Raw genomic sequence first — 16,334 nt, 5'->3', positions numbered from 1 at the left:
GTTTACATAACATTGCCCATTTTATTCAAAATTATTCCAATTTGTATCATGCACGAGCAAAATGCTCAACAGATTCATCGGTATTTGAATTTATGGCTAATTCTTCATAAGATTTGAATTCAAAAAAATGAAAATTATGACAAACATTCCTTATCGTTTAATAACGATTATAAGTTTATTTTTTATACAGTCTTTATATTCTAATGCAAATGATAATAAGTCTGTTAAAATTATCGAAAACGATCTACCTATTGCAGACCCTTATGTATTATTCCATGATGGCAAATACTATGCATATGGCACCCGCACAAATGGATTTGAAGTTTATATTTCCGATGATCTAAAGCATTGGAAGCGTCATAAAAATTTAGCACTTTCCCCTCAAGACTCTTGGGGAACACGATGGTTCTGGGCACCAGAAGTATATTATGTAACCGCTCACAAAAAGTTTTACATGTTCTATTCTGTTGATGAACATATTTGTGTTGCTTCTTCCTCAAGCCCAGAAGGACCTTTTATTCAAGAAGAAAAAAAACCTATTATTCCAAATGAAAAAGGAATTGACACTTCTCTTTTTATCGATGATGACGGGACTCCATATTTATTTTATGTCCGATTTACGGATGGAAATGTCATTTGGATGGCCGAGATGAATAATGATTTACAGAGTATAAAAGCAGAAACGCTCACAAAATGCATAAGTGCAAGTGAACCATGGGAGAAGAAACAAGCTACAGTCGTAGAAGGGCCGTCAATCTTAAAACGAGGCAACACGTACTATCTCATTTACTCTGCCAATCATTTTGAAAGCCAGGATTACGCCGTAGGCTATGCAACAGCCAGTTCACCCAAAGGTCCTTGGAAGAAATATAGTGGCAACCCCATCCTAAGGAGAGATCATCCCTCAGCATCGGGATTGCTCGGCACAGGTCATGGAGATCCATTCATTAGTGCTGATGGCGGATATAAATATATATACCATGCTCATGCCAGCTCCACTAGTGTCGCTCCAAGGACATCCTACATTAATGATTTAGCAATTTCATCTGATGGCGTATTAAGCATTGTTGGAGAACCTATTAGACCGCTAATTGTTAAATAAATTATGTCAATATAATTGCCAGCGTTACAAAGAAAAATGTGCAAAAGTCTGCTCTAAAATAGACTTCCATAGCAGATCATCAAAATTGCTGGAAGATTTACTCTTAATAAACGACTTATAATAAAGCTACTATAGTAAAAATATAATTATATACAAATTTGGACTTTAAAAATGATCCTACAAGCGTATTTTGACAACTCTCATTTATTTTAGACTCCTGACATAAGGCTGTCACTTCTCCCTTATAGATTTGCGTCATTAATTAATATTTAAAAGATATAGGAATGACAAACGTAATCAATACTGGATCTAATGCAATCGAATTTCCAGAACCTACAATGATCTCTGTTAATGGAGTAGTTCTGGAAGTATTTGAAGCAGGTCAGCAACATTCTGAGAAACCTATCGTTCTCTGCCACGGGTTTCCAGAGCATGCATTTTCATGGCGTTATCAAATACCGGCTCTTGTCGCAGCTGGCTACCATGTAATTGTCCCAAATCAACGTGGCTATGGTAATTCTTCAAGTCCGACTGAAGTGACGGATTATGATATTGAAAATTTGACTGGTGACCTTATTGCCCTGCTCGACCATTATGGATATAAGGATGCTACATTTGTGGGTCATGACTGGGGTTCAAATGTGGTTTGGAATCTAGCACTATTGCATCCTGATCGGGTAAATAAAATCATCAACTTGGCTTTGCCTTATCAAGATCGTGGTGAAAAGCCATGGATTGAGTTGATGGAAGCAATATTTGGAGCAGACTTCTATTTTGTCCATTTCAACAGACAACCTGGGGTAGCAGATGCGATTATGAATGAAAACACTGCTCAGTTCCTTCGTAACATATTCCGCAAAAACTCAGCTCCCACACCTCCTGAACCAGGAATGCTGATGATTAATCTTGCAAGGGCGGAAAAACGGCTTGGCGAACCCTTGATGAGCGACAATGAACTCGCGGTGTTCGTTTCTGCCTTTGAATCTTCAGGATTTACAGGAGGTATAAATTGGTATAGAAACATGGATAGAAACTGGCACTTAATGGCCGACGTAACGCCAATCATTCATCAGCCGACTCTTATGATATATGGTGAGCAGGACACGATTCCAAAGTCTGAAAACCTAAAAAATATTGTTTCTAATCTGGATGTTGTTAGTCTGGATTGTGGTCATTGGATACAGCAAGAAAAGCCAGAGGAAACTACGCAATCAATTATAAAATGGTTAGAGCAACACAATGATTAACAAGAGTGTAGAAACATATTGTCCTCAACGCCGAACAGATTGGAGACTATGCACATAGCTGAGGATAATAACAAACAAAGCCACATCTCTCGATGTGGCTTCTACTAAACATATGTATGCTAACTTTACTTACTTATACGAGTTGATGGATTGGGATACTTTCCAGTTGCTACCATCATTGATCAATGTTATTAAATCGGTCTTGGTAAAACCTTCAAATTGTTGGGTCACTTTTGCAATCCTATAGTCACTGGATTGCTCAACAATGGTAGTGCTTGTTTTACAATTTAACTGCTCGCCTTTTTGCTTTTTCAAGAATGAAATTACTTCCGAACGGCTGTTTGTCTTATCTGTTGACGCCTTTACTTTCTGATTAAAATCTGAAGTAAACAATTGCTCTACTCCTGCCGACTGTCCTTCGGTCATAACTGCCACGTAGTGATCAATAGCGAGATCTGCTGTGGATAGATTGACGACCGCTTTTTTAGAGTTGTCTCCTGTTGGTTTGCCTGCTGCCATCGTGAATGTTGATACTGCGATCAAGGCTGCTGTTGCGAATGTTTTTGCTAAAGTTTTCATAATATCTTTATGTTATATTGTTAGTTTATTGTTCTTAATTGTTGATTCAAAAGTAGGGTGTAATTCGTCCCTATCCTATGGCAATTAGACTAAACCAACTAAAAACTCGGTGAATGGTAGAAATGGGTAGGTGAATCTTTTTAAACTTTTTTGAATGCAACGCATTAACTGATATTTCTATATCATTAAATCCATTTATGTAATAACTCTTCACAGTATCCTAAAAACCAAAATAATTATTCCTTACAAAGGAATAAAAAAATCTATAAATATCTTATTTACATATAGTTAAAAAATTGAAGATTATCTCTCGATATTTTAGATAAAGCTATAGATGTGAATTTTAAAATATTTAAATAAAATATATATGTATAATTCTATACTTTTTTAAACAAATAATAGTACATTTATATACTTTAAATATAGATATGAAATACGATATGGTAAAAAATGTTTTAAAACTTCTAGAACAATTTGAGCTAGAGAACGCTTTACACATAAAGTACCAATCTAATATTGAAGGCTTTAAGGATTGGATTGCTCTTAACTGTAGGGATGACAATAAGCAAATTGCCCCCTATTGGGAAGGAAAAGAAAATGGACGTAGTGTAGCTAGTGTAATTAATACATTGATTGTACATTTAAATAGATACGCTAAGAGTTATTCGAAATCCGCCATATTTGGATCCGAATTTTCTACTCAAGAAGATTTTATCTATCTCATTATCTTGAAAGATTTTGGAGAAATGATCAAAATGGATTTAATAAAAAGAAATGTACATGATAAACCTGTAGGCATGCAAATAATAAACCGATTGATTACAAAAGGTTGGGTAGATCAAACAAATTCTGACGTTGATAAAAGAAGTAAATTTTTAAAAATAAATGATAAAGGCTTAGCGGTTTTAGAACAGCAAATGGAAAAGATAAGACAAGCTAGCGAGATGGTGACAGGTGATTTAACGGATAACGAAAAAATGGAATTAATAATATTACTGAATAAGCTCAATGAATTTCATATGCCGATCTACGATAGAAATATCGAATCTGAATATTTATTGACTGAAGTTTTAAAAGAAAAAAAATAATGGGGAAAAAGATAGCTGTTATCGGTTCTGGTTTTTCGGGTATGTCTGCTGCTGCCTATTTGGCAAAAGCAGGAAATGAAGTTCATGTTTTTGAAAAACATGACCAACCCGGAGGAAGGGCCAGGCAATTTAAAACGGAAGAAGGGTATGTTTTTGATATGGGACCGAGTTGGTATTGGATGCCTGATATTATCGATAATTTTTTTACTGATTTTGGATTTAAAACTTCTGATTTTTTTGAGTTAATTTCATTGAATCCACAGTTCGAAATGATCTTCGCCGATGATAAAATTGCTGTACCTGAAAATTTAGATGAATTAAAAATCTTGTTTGAAAAAATCGAAGAAGGTGCCGGATCGCAATTAGAAAAATTTATGAAATCTGCCAAATTTAAATATGAGGTGGGTATGCAGGATTTTGTTAATAAGCCTTGCCACAACTGGGCAGAATTTATCTCTCCTAAAATAGCCCGAAGCGCCTTAAAATTAGATCTGCTATCAAATTTCAGAAACTACGTCGCCAAATATTTTAAGAACGAAAAGCTAAGGACTTTGATGGAATTTCCGGTCATATTTCTGGGTGCTTCACCAAAAAATATTCCTGCTTTATATAGTTTGATGAATTATGGCGGGTATGCTCTTGGGACACATTATCCAGTAGGTGGTTTTTATCAATTGGTATTAGCGATGAAGCATGTTGCGGAAAAACAAGGTGCAATTTTTCATTTCAGTAAAATTGTTGAAAGCATAAATACTGAAAATGGAAGCGTTATTTCTCTAACTGTCAATGGAAATAAACTAGATTTTGATACGGTAGTTGCTTCTTCAGATTATCATCATACGGAGACGCTCCTCAATAAAGTGGATCGAAATTATTCTGAAGAGTACTGGAAAAATAGAGTATTTGCTCCTTCGAGCTTAATCTATTATTTGGGCATTAACCAAACTCTTCCTAATCTTAGGCATCATACGCTTTTCTTTGAGCATGACCTGGACGAACATATTGATTGTATATACGAAGATAAAAAATGGCCGGAGAAACCGCTATTCTATGTGTGCTGTCCATCCAAAACTGACCAAGGTGTAGCACCTGACGGTAAAGAGAATGTATTTCTACTGATGCCTTTAGCTACTGGAATTAATGATGAAGAAGCTGTAAGAGAAAAGTATTTGGTAGCCATGCTTAAAAGACTGGAAAATCATCTGGGCATTAGTGATCTAATGACAATGATTGAATATAAAAGAAGTTATTGTGTGCAAGATTTTATTTCAGACTATAATGCCTATGATGGCAATGCGTATGGACTGGCAAATACATTGGGGCAAACTGCTGTTTTAAAACCTAAAATAAGAAACAAAAAAATTAAAAATTTATTCTATACCGGTCAATTAACGGTTCCCGGTCCTGGAGTACCTCCATCTATCATTTCTGGTAAAATTGTATCTAATGAAATTATTAACGCTAAAAAATAATCTATATGAAACAACTATTCGACGAACTTTCTTTCGCAGTAAGTAAAATCACGACGCAAAAATATAGTACAAGTTTCTCGCTAGGCATTTTAGCGCTCAGTCCTTCCATTCGCAATGCGATTTATGCCATATATGGATATGTTCGGTTAGCAGATGAAATTGTAGATAGTTTTCATGGATACGATAAAGAGAAACTTTTGAATAGATTAAAAGAAGAAACAGAAAATGCACTGGAGGAAGGAATTTCACTCAACCCGATTTTACAATCTTTTCAACACGTCGTCCATCAATATTCAATTGATAGAAAACTAATTGGCCAATTTTTACATAGTATGGAAATGGATCTTCACAAAATAGATTATAACTCTGATCGCTATAAAGAATATATTTTTGGCTCAGCAGAAGTAGTCGGCTTAATGTGTCTGCAGGTTTTTACAAATGGTAATAGAGAGCACTATGAAAAATTGAAACCTTATGCGATGAAATTGGGCTCAGCCTTTCAGAAAATTAATTTTTTAAGGGATTTAAAAGATGATTATCATATTTTAGGTCGTACTTATTTTCCAAACATTGATATGGAGGTGTTTGATAATCATGTAAAAAGTAGGATTGAAAATGAAATTGAAGAAGAATTTAATGAAGCATTATTGGGAATAAAAAAACTTCCGAATTCCGCTATGTTTGGTGTTTATCTGGCTTATAAATATTATCTGTCTTTATTTAAAAAAATCAAAAGAAAATCATCCGAAGACATATTGAATAGCAGGGTGCGAATTGCTAATTCTGAAAAAGCATATGTAGCATTTAAAAGCTATGTGAGGTATAAAACTGCTTATTTATGATTGAAACTATTTCCTTATTCCTGCTTTCACCTTGTTTTCTGAAATGCCTCAAGTCTCCCCTTTTGACAATATTATAATGGGAAAAAGAGAAAAGATTAGTGGAGAGATTTTGAAAAAAACATAATACGCTTAAAACAACTAGAAGATGAGACATCAACTATATAGAGAACAACAATTAAATTGCGATATTAAAACTGCTTGGCACTTTTTTTCTTCTCCGGCTAACCTGTCGAAAATAACCCCAGAAGATATGCGATTTAAGATAATATCTAAAGATGATCATCAAGATATTTTTGAAGGGATGATTATTGATTATACTGTTTCGCCCATGTTCAAAATTCCGTTAAAATGGAAAACAAGAATCAGTCAAGTTGAGTTTAATAGGAGTTTTACTGATTATCAAGAAAAAGGTCCGTATAAATATTGGAGCCATTTTCATGAATTTATCCCAAATAACAACGGGGTGCTGATAAAAGATACTGTAGATTATGAATTGCCGTTTGGTATATTGGGTAATATCGCTCATCGGATATTTGTAAAAAAGAAACTAGCTGATATTTTTGATTTCCGATATGATGTACTCGAAAAAATGTTTAACACCGTAAAATAATAGCATGAACTTTTTAATAACAATGATCGTTTTTGTACTGATGGAGGGCGCCACCTGGATTATCCATAAATACATTATGCATGGCTTTTTATGGGGCTTACATAAGGACCATCACGATCACAGCAATGATGGTCCGCTCGAAAAAAATGATTACTTCTTTGTGATATTCGCGATACCCACGATAATTTTAATGTACTTTGGTTCCCTCAAAGAGTTTAATTATCTATTTTATATTGGATTGGGTATCATGCTGTACGGTATGGCTTATTTTTTTATTCACGATATTTTTATCCATCAGCGGATAAAATTTATGACCAAAACTCAAAATGCTTATTTTTTAGCGCTCCGTAGAGCGCACAAACAACATCATAAGCATACTACGAAACACGATGGTGAATGTTTTGGTTTTTTATATGTGCCCTTCAAATATTTTCAAATGTATTTTAATCCGGATAAAAAATGATGACATATACGTATTCTTTGATTTTATTTTTTACAGTCATCATTTGTCTGATCGCTTCTTTTGATAAACGAATTCTTTTCAACCAACATTTTGGAGCATTTTTTAAAGCTGCTGTAGTGGTTGCTATTCCCTTCATTGCCTGGGATGTCTGGTTTACCTCAAAAGGTGTTTGGTGGTTCAATACCGATTACACGCTTGGAATTGTCGTTGCCGGTTTACCTATCGAAGAGTGGTTATTCTTTATTTGTATTCCGTTTTCTTGTGCCTTTACATATTTCTGTTTTGATAAATTTTTCAAATTAGACAGACTTTCAGGTTTTAATAATATAATTGTTTTTGTCAGCATTAATGTTTGTTCGGTGATCGCTTTGCGGCATCATGATAAGATCTATACTTTAGTGACCGCAATAGCGACAATCATAACCTTAATTTATCTCTATTTTATTGCCCGAGAAGATTGGATTAGCAAAGCATCCTTAGTATTCAGTGTTTTGATGCTTGGCTTTCTTCCGGTCAATGGTGTGCTGACTGGCTTTGGATTAGAATCTCCTATTGTAAATTACAACCCCGGTGATTTTTTGGGTATACGCATACTAACAATACCGATCGAAGATGCTGTGTACGGATATACTCAGTTTCTATTGGTCATTTATTTTTTTACAAAATTTAAAAAAAATGAAAACGCATACTAAAACTTTAATCTTTATTTTTTCTCTATTAATTGTACTCTTTAATTCCTGTGCTTCAATTCCAAAAAACACAAAGGCAGTTGCAAATTTTGATGTCAATAAATATTTGGGAACTTGGTACGAAATAGCACGTTTTGATTTTAGTTTTGAAAAAGATCTAGACAACGTTTCGGCTCAGTACAGTTTGAACGAAAAAGGAGATGTAAAGGTATTAAACAGTGGATATAATTTTAGAAAGAATGAATGGAAAAAAGCCGAGGGTTTGGCAAAATTTAGAGGAGAAAAAGATATTGCAGCATTAAAAGTTAGTTTTTTTGGCCCTTTTTACTCGGGATATAATGTTGTTTCAATGGATGATGATTATAAATATGCATTGGTGGCAGGTAAAAACTTAAATTATCTATGGATTTTATCAAGAACAAAAGAGATTCCCGAAGCAGTTAAAACGAAGTTCCTAAATATTGCGACAGAAATTGGTTATGACACGTCTAAATTAGTGTGGGTAAAGCATGACAGAACGGATAGTCCATTTATCCCGAAAAACTAAATTTTCAGTTTTTTGGTTCCATAGGGATCTACCGTTAGATGCTCGTTTGGAGTGATAAAAATCATCTTCTTTCAGCACAAGAAATACAAATCTCAATTTTAATATTAATAACTAAATATCATTCAAAATGAAAAAAATAACTCTTATAGTTCTAGTCTTCATCGGTATAGTGCAAGTTAGTATAGCTCAAGAAACTAAGTTTCAACTTTCAAGTCATATTTTAGACATCACGACCGGTAAACCTGCTACCAACGTTAAAATTACACTGTCGAAAATGAACAAGAATCAAAGTTGGACTATGGTAGAGGAAAAAAATACTGATAGTAATGGTAGAATAAAAGATTTTTTAAAACAGGACGGAAAAGATAATACAGGCATTTATAAGTTAACATTTCATACCAGTTCTTACTTCAAATCTCTTGGAAATAAATCGTTCTACCCGTTTATAGAAGTTGTTTTTGAACTTGTTGACAATGAACATTACCATGTACCTATTACCCTATCTCCTTTTGGTTATTCGACATATAGGGGAAATTAACATCTTTTTCATACGATGATTACCTTACTATTACGCTAATGATATTTAGAGCCTATTAAATTTAAATAGGCTCTAAATATTTTAAAATAAATCAACATGTATTGATCTTTTTGTTTTATTGTTGGATAAAAACAAACAAAGCCACATCGCTCGATGTGGCCTTTACTAAACATATGTATGCTAACTTTAATTATACGAGTTGATGGATTGGGATACTTTCCAGTTGCAACCGTTATTGACCAATGTGACTAAATCGGTCTTGGTAAAACCTTCAAATTGTTGGGTCACTTTTGCAATCCTATAGTCACTGGATTGCTCAACAATGGTAGTGCTTGTTTTACAGTTCAACTGCTCGCCTTTTTGCTTTTTCAAAAAGGAAATTACTTCTGAACGGCTATTGGTTTTATCTGCTGATACCTGTACTTTTTGACTGAAATCGGATGTAAACAACTGCTCTACTCCTGCCGACTGTCCCTCTGTCATAACCGCAACGTAATGATCAATCGCTAGATCTGCTGTAGATAGATTGACGACCGCTTTTTTAGAGTTTTCTCGTACTGGTTTTCCTGCTGCCATCGTAAATGTTGACACTGCGATCAAGGCTGCTGCTGCGAATGTTTTTGCTAAAGTGTTCATAATGTCTTTATGTTTTATTGTTATTAAGTTGCATCAGCCCCACATCCACCAACTCAAACCCTGATGCCTGCTTTGCGGTTGTTTCTAATTGTTGATTCAAAAGTAGGATGTAAATCGTCCCTACCCTATGGCAATTAGACTAAACCAACTAAAAAATCGGTGAATGGTGGAAATGTGGAGGTGAAGTAGTTTTAAATTTTCAAACAAAATGACGACTGTCTCGCTCATGGCAATAGAAAATATAAAATCGACTTTGATGGTAAAATAATAGAAAGAAACAAATAACTTTGATCAATGGAAAGTTATATTTTATAATCAAGCAATATTAAATTAAAGAAACTACTTTACCGATCCTGAAAAGGTCTGCTTAAAGAAGAAAAGAAAGTCTTATATTAATTATATCAAATTAGAATAAATGAATGATAGACCTAAGGTAATAATTTATGAAGAGCAGGTTTTCTCGGTGGGTCAAGATACTTTTATAGACTCTACTGCTGAAAATAATAATGCGGTTATATTTGAAGACAATACTGAAACAGGCTATTTCTATGCCATCGACAGAAACAACGATAAGTTGAATATTTTGGACGCTTTGCACATTTATAATGTTGCTCATGTTATTGACAAAGACAAACCTTCAACTTTGAAAATTCTATGGTCTGAAGATCTTACAAAAGCTTTTTTATCTATTAACAATTATTATCATGCAGTTTTTGATTTTGAAAATAAAGCAGGTTACTGCAGAACGGGCTTCCCGAACTCGAACAGTAAATGGACATTAATTGCAGAAAGACATTTGACTGATGATTTGCTACTGGAATTATCCAGAAACAAAAAGTAAAAGCTTTCTTCTCAATTGAAGTTTACTTGTTTTAAAAATTATGAACCCTCTATATAATAAAAAGTTTAACTTTCCTATCATTAAATAAGGTTCCTTAAAATCTGAAATCATGAAAATGACACCATATATTTTAACTCTCCTATTTCTTATTTTTTCTTTCCATTCAAAAGGACAAGTTAAAGATAAAGCTAAGTATAACTATGACTTGTATTTACCAAAAGATTATAGTTCTAGTGGAAAAAAATATCCGCTCTTAATTTATCTACATGGTGGATCGCAAAGAGGTAATGACCTAAATAAACTTAAAGTGTATGGAATGCCCTACCTCATACAGAAGGGACATGATTTTGATTTTATAATTGCTTCACCACAATGTCCCACTGACAAATACTGGTCATCAGAGAATTGGTTTGAACCTCTTTATTCTGATCTAATTTCGCAATATAGAATCGATACAACTCGGGTTTATTGTACCGGCATCAGTATGGGTGGATATGGAACATATATCGTTGCTTTGGATTTCCCTGATACCTTTGCGGCTATTGTACCATTGTGCGGTGGAATTAACGATAGTGATACTACGAGAGTATGCAATCTTAGTAAAACACCAATTTGGACATTTCATGGTACTGCTGACGATCAAATTTCGATCAATGAAACAGAACGTATCGTAAAAGTCCTAAAGAAATGTAAAGGGCAAATAAGATTTACCAAATTAAAAAACAGGGGTCACGGTATTGAGGATTTATATGAAATCAAACCGGAAATATACGAATGGTTGCTGAAAAATCATAAGTAGACTATTAGTTCGTAATCGGTTATCTAAAAACAAGGATCTCGCAAATTAGAAGATGCCATTCGAATTTTACTTATTGGCATCTTCTTTTCACCTCTTCTCAATTTAAGAGCTTTGTAAATTATAAACTTAATCTATTCGCCCTAATCTTCGATATATGCTATAGCCTGAATCAATAATTCGTCTTTACCCACCTTAATTCCTTCAATTGTGGGTTTTACTTCTATATCGGGACTAATACCTACTCCCTGAGTTTCCCTTCCATCGGCATAATAAATTCCTAAGCCTGAGAAGGCAGTTCTATATCCAAATGGCAAAGGTATCCAACTGATATTACCATCTGCCCCTGAGGTTACAGAACCCATAACTACAGCTCCTGGAATTGTTTGAAAGGCCATGGTTTGAAATTCACCAGCACTCTGTGTGTCTTCATTTATAAGTAGGATGATCTTACCTTTATAACAATTCGGATTAGCCTCCCCGACAGTGGACGATCCTTCAAATCGAAATTCACCTGGAGTAAAACCCTTATTTATAACAAACTTAACAAACTCTCTTTCTGATGGAAAAAGGTATTTTGAAAAATCACGATGAATTGCCGATTGGGGATAATGACGGAAATCAAAAATTAATCCTCTTGTATTTTTTGCATCATTCCAAAATGCTGAAACCTGATTTTCTTTGAATTTACCCACATTTAGGTACCCAATATGCTTATCAATAATACGATATGATGAGGTATCTTGATCAATAAATGGAGTGATATCAGTAATAGCACGTGTAGGGACAATTAATTGAAGATCATCTCCATTTCGCGAGACATTCAAATCTAAATTATTGTCTCTTGTTTGTAACATCCGCGGTGTAGCATCACGCAGTTTCACCGCTTCATTCGAAGCCGCGATAAACGGTTTGATTGAAGTAATGATATCTGAAACTGACCTGCCATTTACTCTTGTGATGATGTCACCAATTTGTATAGTACGATCAAATGATAAACTATCTGCTCCTAATGATGTGACAACAGCTTTGTTTTCTATCATTTTAATTTTAAATCCAACTGTTCGATCCCCAAAAACCGAACTATGATAATTAGTTGATAAATTTCCAAATGCATGCGAATCTTTTATTGATGCAAATAATCTTAAATAGGTCTGGTCCAGGTCAGCAGCTGAATTTGAATTGACAAAAAGTGGTATAAAAGTATTCAGCTGATTGTCCCAATCTGCTAGCAAATAACGGTATGGATTATAATATTGTATGATATTCCAATATCTAAACAGGCTTAATAGACGAAACCCCACATCGTTGATAGAAACGGTTGCATATTTATATTCGTTGATATCTGGGTTATTAGGTCCTTCAAAAAAACTAATATTTTGATGCACTTCTGACCGAATAGCAAGAGTTAGATCATAAAGCTTATCCTTTAATTTTTTTGAATATCGAAGTCGGTTTATCCAATTAAAATCGGCTTCCATTTTAACATTATCGTTTTTAATTCTTGCTGGCTTGACACTTGTAGAATAGTTCCCAAAACCACTAATCCATTTTTGAAGATTATGATCAAATTGGACTTCTGTCTGATCTTCAAGGACAACTGGCAAAAATTTAAATAATTCAGTATCCATATCCCATTTCCCCTCTGCCACAGCAGGATGAAAATACTTGATCAATCCCCATATTTGAGCTGTTGTCTTTAAACGATCTAATCGTTGAGCTGTTATATCAAACGGTGAAACATGTGAATTAAAAACGTAAATCGAATCAGAAGCTATTTGTGGATGATAGATCTTTGATTTTGAATAATCTTCTCCATCAACTTTCAATTTCAAATTACCAAACCAAGCTGTCCCTTTTCCTAAAAGATACAATCCTAAAATAATCTTTTTTGTTTCTTTAGGACTCATTTTAACGGAAATGATGTGCCGCGTCCATTCATTACTGCCTTTATAATCTTCTCTAATATTTTCATGACCGACTTTTGGTTGAATGCTCAGGAAAAATCCAACTGATCCATTTTCACCCATATCTTGCGTTCTGATATCAGCTTCTAAACTCAACTCCTTTCCCAGTAAATTATCTGGAATTTCCATTTGCAAAACATTTGTTTCTTCCCTAGTGTCAACGTTGCTACTGACTTTTAATACAGGAAATTGAGAGCGACTTTTATCCGTTTCAAAATGTAATGCATCTGTTTTTCCTTCAACTACCTTCCAGCCTTTTGGAACATTCATATGAATGTCGTTAAACTCTAGGTTATAAGATGATCTAAGATTCTGTGCAAAAGAAATAATAGACACAAAAAAGATTAAACCAAAAAGGTTAATAATTTTCTTCATTTGAGATAGTTTATAATGTTAATCCAAACATATTAAAAATTTATCTTCAGATATGTTAAAAAACTATAAATCAATAGGCTCCTAAATAAATTTACAACGTATCGTTCCTATTATAAGAAAGTCTGGTACCAGGCAGTTATTAAAAGGAGAAGAAATTTGAGATTAGCCATTCATTTTCTCCAATAATCGAAGAATCATAGCATTAAGGAATTAATTGGTATCCTTCAACTCCTTTTCCTGCTTTGTATGTTAAATTATTATAATCACTATTATCAACTTGCTCACATATTATTTTTATAGTTTTGAAACTATCTTGAACAGCAATCTTAATCTCTTTCTTAGCATAGAGAAATAAGGTATCACCACTAAATTTATAAATAAATGGTTCAATGCCTTTTATAGCATCCGATGTATCAGATCTACTCTTTAACTTATTCATATCTTTAGTGACCATCGTAAATTGATAATCATCCGTAACACCCCAATTAAGTGTATTAATGTATAGTTTTTCTCCTTTACTTGAAATAAGCTCTTTACTTCGGAATGTATCCTCCTCTCCTACGCAACCAATTATTAATACATTGGTAGAAAGTGCAAGATAAAACAATAAATTTCTATTTACCTGTGTCATATAATTATGCTGCTTAAACTATTGTCTTTTTAAGAATGTGCTGTAATTTAGTATTAATGATTTACGAAGTGCCAACTTAATCTGCAAATGAAGTTAGAATAATATTCATATCATATTTGAATTTTTGTTTATCAAAATCTTTTACAGACTTGGTCAACTTATCTAAATTTGATAAAGATTCCAAAATTTTGTTTTTAACTAGTTCTAAACTATCGGCATCACTGCCAGAAACAAAATCTTCATACTCTTCTTCTTCTATCGTGATATGATCTATAAACAACCTAAACATTTTAATTTTTTCTCCTGTAAATCTATTCGTACTTATTTTATCAAAAAAATAAACAGGTTTTTTCTTTACGAATAAATTTTTAATACCTTCTGGTGTGCAAACACAAGTGAATCCAATAATATAATGTTGTATACTATCCCCATAAATTCTATCTGCAAAAAATATTGTTAATTTATCAGAAAGGTCAATAATCAAACCCGATTTAGCCTGTGACCTATTATCTGTAGTTAAACTGATACTAAACTTCATATTTTAAAATTATCTAAAATCTTCGATTTATCAGCTCGTTTTTTAGTTGCATTTACGCGAGTGCTGGAGCATTTATAAATGAACTTATCCATAAGTGTATGTTTGAAATTCTGAGAATATCTCACTTTTTTCTATTTTACATCTACCTGCTCTAAATACACACAAATTATCACTATCTACTCATAATAAAATGGATTAAATCCATTCGCTATATGAAATCGTGGTGGATAGATAATTTCTTTGTTCATCTCACATGCAGGAAGGAATTCCATAAGAATAAACTGATTAGGGAATATTAATAAAGTCTCTTTACTGTATACATTAGCTTTTATTGATATAATCTCTACTCTTCGAAAACCAATACCCAATTTCCTTTTTATCATATTAAATTTATATGGATTACTGTTAATGCTATCCTTTTTAATCAATTCTCCATCTATTACAACCTCTACATCAATACTTTGCCCATCAGCAGTTGGAGAGGCCATTCCCAAATATATCGTTGTATCATACTTCATCTCAAAAACGAAAAAAGAGATCGAAACAAGAATAATTAGAGAAATTATAATTTTTTTTTTCATTGTCGAGATTTTAATGATTTCTAAAAACTTGATAAACTTATAGGTTTATTAAATACGTTCAAGATTTATTGAAGTAATGTCAGAATAACCATAAACTTGAATTACGTGCTTTTGAATTACTATATTTTCATAACTGGCATAATCACTTTTATATGTTAATGATAAACGCTTTGAAGAAATGGGAAATTTAAAGGAGCTAAATCTGTAATATTACCCGAACGTACTATACCCAAAACTAATCAATTCCAATCAGATTTGTCGAATATATGCTAAAGCAATCTCTCAGTTCAAAGTACAATTAAAAAGGCAAGTAAGCAGAAACTTAAAACATTTTCCTTCGGACTTCATATTTGAACTAACTAGAGATGAACACCATATCTTAAAGAACCAAATTGGCACCTTATGATTTCAATAACGCAATAAACTTTTATTAAAAAAGAAAAGCCACATCGCTCGATGTGGCCTTTACTAAACATATGCATTGAAACTTACTTATACGAGTTAATGGATTGAGATACTCTCCAGTAGCTTTTAAGCCCTTGATCGCAGTTATACTTAATATTGAGCGCCAATAATCGTTATTTCCAATAATCCATGCTTGTCTATTGCTTGAACTCTAGTCTCTGGTTTCACAAAAGACAAGTATTCCCACAAACTCCGAAAGATAATAACGGTCCAATCTGAATACAATCATTCATCCTACCTTTACATAATCTGCAGTATCATTTCTCTGCAAAGTGTATCAATCCTATACCGATTATGTAGACAACCGGTAGGCAAACAATAGACAAA

The 16,334-nt window shown here is 33.4% G+C and carries 19 protein-coding genes; 13 read left to right on the top strand and 6 right to left on the bottom strand.

Annotated features, from left to right (window positions below):
* Positions 1 to 127: 127 nt before the first annotated feature.
* A complete protein-coding gene (locus tag EDF66_RS11040) occupies positions 128 to 1,102 on the top strand; it encodes a glycoside hydrolase family 43 protein (protein ID WP_132842628.1) in 975 nt (324 codons plus the stop codon).
* 284 nt (positions 1,103 to 1,386) lie between these two features.
* Positions 1,387 to 2,349: an alpha/beta fold hydrolase gene (locus tag EDF66_RS11035; protein WP_132842626.1), complete on the top strand. Its 963-nt coding sequence runs from the start codon at positions 1,387 to 1,389 to the stop codon at positions 2,347 to 2,349.
* A gap of 129 nt (positions 2,350 to 2,478) precedes the next feature.
* On the opposite strand, the gene EDF66_RS11030 is transcribed toward EDF66_RS11035, so the two are convergent.
* Positions 2,479 to 2,928, bottom strand: a complete 450-nt coding sequence (locus tag EDF66_RS11030; RefSeq protein ID WP_132842624.1) for a nuclear transport factor 2 family protein — start codon at positions 2,926 to 2,928, stop codon at positions 2,479 to 2,481.
* Between the two features lie 428 nt (positions 2,929 to 3,356).
* On the opposite strand from EDF66_RS11030, the gene EDF66_RS11025 reads away from it, so the two are divergent.
* From EDF66_RS11025 to uraH, 8 genes are all read left to right on the top strand, one after another.
* Positions 3,357 to 4,016 (top strand): MarR family winged helix-turn-helix transcriptional regulator, encoded by a 660-nt coding sequence (locus EDF66_RS11025; RefSeq protein ID WP_132842622.1) that lies wholly within the window; start codon positions 3,357 to 3,359, stop codon positions 4,014 to 4,016.
* Complete coding sequence (locus EDF66_RS11020; protein ID WP_132842620.1) at positions 4,016 to 5,488, top strand: phytoene desaturase family protein; 1,473 nt, start codon at positions 4,016 to 4,018, stop codon at positions 5,486 to 5,488. The genes EDF66_RS11025 and EDF66_RS11020 overlap by 1 nt, the downstream gene beginning before the upstream one ends.
* Positions 5,489 to 5,493: 5 nt before the next feature.
* Complete coding sequence (locus EDF66_RS11015) at positions 5,494 to 6,330, top strand: phytoene/squalene synthase family protein (RefSeq protein ID WP_132842618.1); 837 nt, start codon at positions 5,494 to 5,496, stop codon at positions 6,328 to 6,330.
* Between the two features lie 145 nt (positions 6,331 to 6,475).
* Entirely contained in the window at positions 6,476 to 6,940 is a 465-nt protein-coding gene (locus EDF66_RS11010) for an SRPBCC family protein (RefSeq protein ID WP_132842616.1), read from the top strand.
* 4 nt (positions 6,941 to 6,944) lie between these two features.
* The gene (locus EDF66_RS11005) at positions 6,945 to 7,403 is read left to right on the top strand and encodes a sterol desaturase family protein (RefSeq protein ID WP_132842614.1); all 459 of its coding nucleotides are present in this window, start codon (positions 6,945 to 6,947) and stop codon (positions 7,401 to 7,403) included.
* A complete protein-coding gene (locus EDF66_RS11000) occupies positions 7,400 to 8,095 on the top strand; it encodes a lycopene cyclase domain-containing protein (RefSeq protein WP_132842612.1) in 696 nt (231 codons plus the stop codon). The genes EDF66_RS11005 and EDF66_RS11000 overlap by 4 nt, the downstream gene beginning before the upstream one ends.
* The gene (locus EDF66_RS10995) at positions 8,079 to 8,639 is read left to right on the top strand and encodes a lipocalin family protein (protein WP_132842610.1); all 561 of its coding nucleotides are present in this window, start codon (positions 8,079 to 8,081) and stop codon (positions 8,637 to 8,639) included. Before EDF66_RS11000 ends, EDF66_RS10995 begins: the two co-directional genes overlap by 17 nt.
* 127 nt (positions 8,640 to 8,766) lie before the next feature.
* Complete coding sequence (gene uraH, locus EDF66_RS10990; protein WP_132842608.1) at positions 8,767 to 9,177, top strand: hydroxyisourate hydrolase; 411 nt, start codon at positions 8,767 to 8,769, stop codon at positions 9,175 to 9,177.
* 186 nt (positions 9,178 to 9,363) lie between these two features.
* Here uraH and EDF66_RS10985 read toward each other — a convergent pair whose 3' ends face one another.
* Positions 9,364 to 9,813 (bottom strand): nuclear transport factor 2 family protein, encoded by a 450-nt coding sequence (locus tag EDF66_RS10985; protein WP_132842606.1) that lies wholly within the window; start codon positions 9,811 to 9,813, stop codon positions 9,364 to 9,366.
* A 415-nt stretch (positions 9,814 to 10,228) separates the two neighbouring features.
* Here EDF66_RS10985 and EDF66_RS10980 point away from each other — a divergent pair, with 415 nt between their 5' ends.
* Together EDF66_RS10980 and EDF66_RS10975 are read left to right on the top strand one after the other, a co-directional pair.
* Positions 10,229 to 10,654, top strand: coding sequence for a DUF2251 domain-containing protein (locus tag EDF66_RS10980; RefSeq protein WP_132842604.1), 426 nt, complete (start codon positions 10,229 to 10,231; stop codon positions 10,652 to 10,654).
* A gap of 109 nt (positions 10,655 to 10,763) precedes the next feature.
* Positions 10,764 to 11,453: a prolyl oligopeptidase family serine peptidase gene (locus tag EDF66_RS10975; protein ID WP_165902419.1), complete on the top strand. Its 690-nt coding sequence runs from the start codon at positions 10,764 to 10,766 to the stop codon at positions 11,451 to 11,453.
* A 140-nt stretch (positions 11,454 to 11,593) separates the two neighbouring features.
* Here EDF66_RS10975 and EDF66_RS10970 read toward each other — a convergent pair whose 3' ends face one another.
* From EDF66_RS10970 to EDF66_RS10955, 4 genes are all read right to left on the bottom strand, one after another.
* Entirely contained in the window at positions 11,594 to 13,792 is a 2,199-nt protein-coding gene (locus tag EDF66_RS10970) for a S41 family peptidase (RefSeq protein WP_132842602.1), read from the bottom strand.
* Between the two features lie 202 nt (positions 13,793 to 13,994).
* Positions 13,995 to 14,423, bottom strand: coding sequence for a hypothetical protein (locus EDF66_RS10965; protein WP_132842600.1), 429 nt, complete (start codon positions 14,421 to 14,423; stop codon positions 13,995 to 13,997).
* Positions 14,424 to 14,499: 76 nt separating this feature from the next.
* Complete coding sequence (locus tag EDF66_RS10960; RefSeq protein WP_132842598.1) at positions 14,500 to 14,961, bottom strand: hypothetical protein; 462 nt, start codon at positions 14,959 to 14,961, stop codon at positions 14,500 to 14,502.
* A 176-nt stretch (positions 14,962 to 15,137) separates the two neighbouring features.
* The gene (locus EDF66_RS10955) at positions 15,138 to 15,479 is read right to left on the bottom strand and encodes a hypothetical protein (protein WP_132842596.1); all 342 of its coding nucleotides are present in this window, start codon (positions 15,477 to 15,479) and stop codon (positions 15,138 to 15,140) included.
* A 301-nt stretch (positions 15,480 to 15,780) separates the two neighbouring features.
* Between EDF66_RS10955 and EDF66_RS10950 the strand changes: the two genes are divergently transcribed.
* Positions 15,781 to 15,948: an ORF6N domain-containing protein gene (locus tag EDF66_RS10950; protein WP_132842682.1), complete on the top strand. Its 168-nt coding sequence runs from the start codon at positions 15,781 to 15,783 to the stop codon at positions 15,946 to 15,948.
* Positions 15,949 to 16,334: the final 386 nt, after the last annotated feature.

This window comes from Sphingobacterium sp. JUb20, assembly GCF_004342035.1.
Taxonomy (GTDB): domain Bacteria; phylum Bacteroidota; class Bacteroidia; order Sphingobacteriales; family Sphingobacteriaceae; genus Sphingobacterium; species Sphingobacterium anhuiense.
This window is presented reverse-complemented; position numbering and strand designations above follow the sequence as displayed.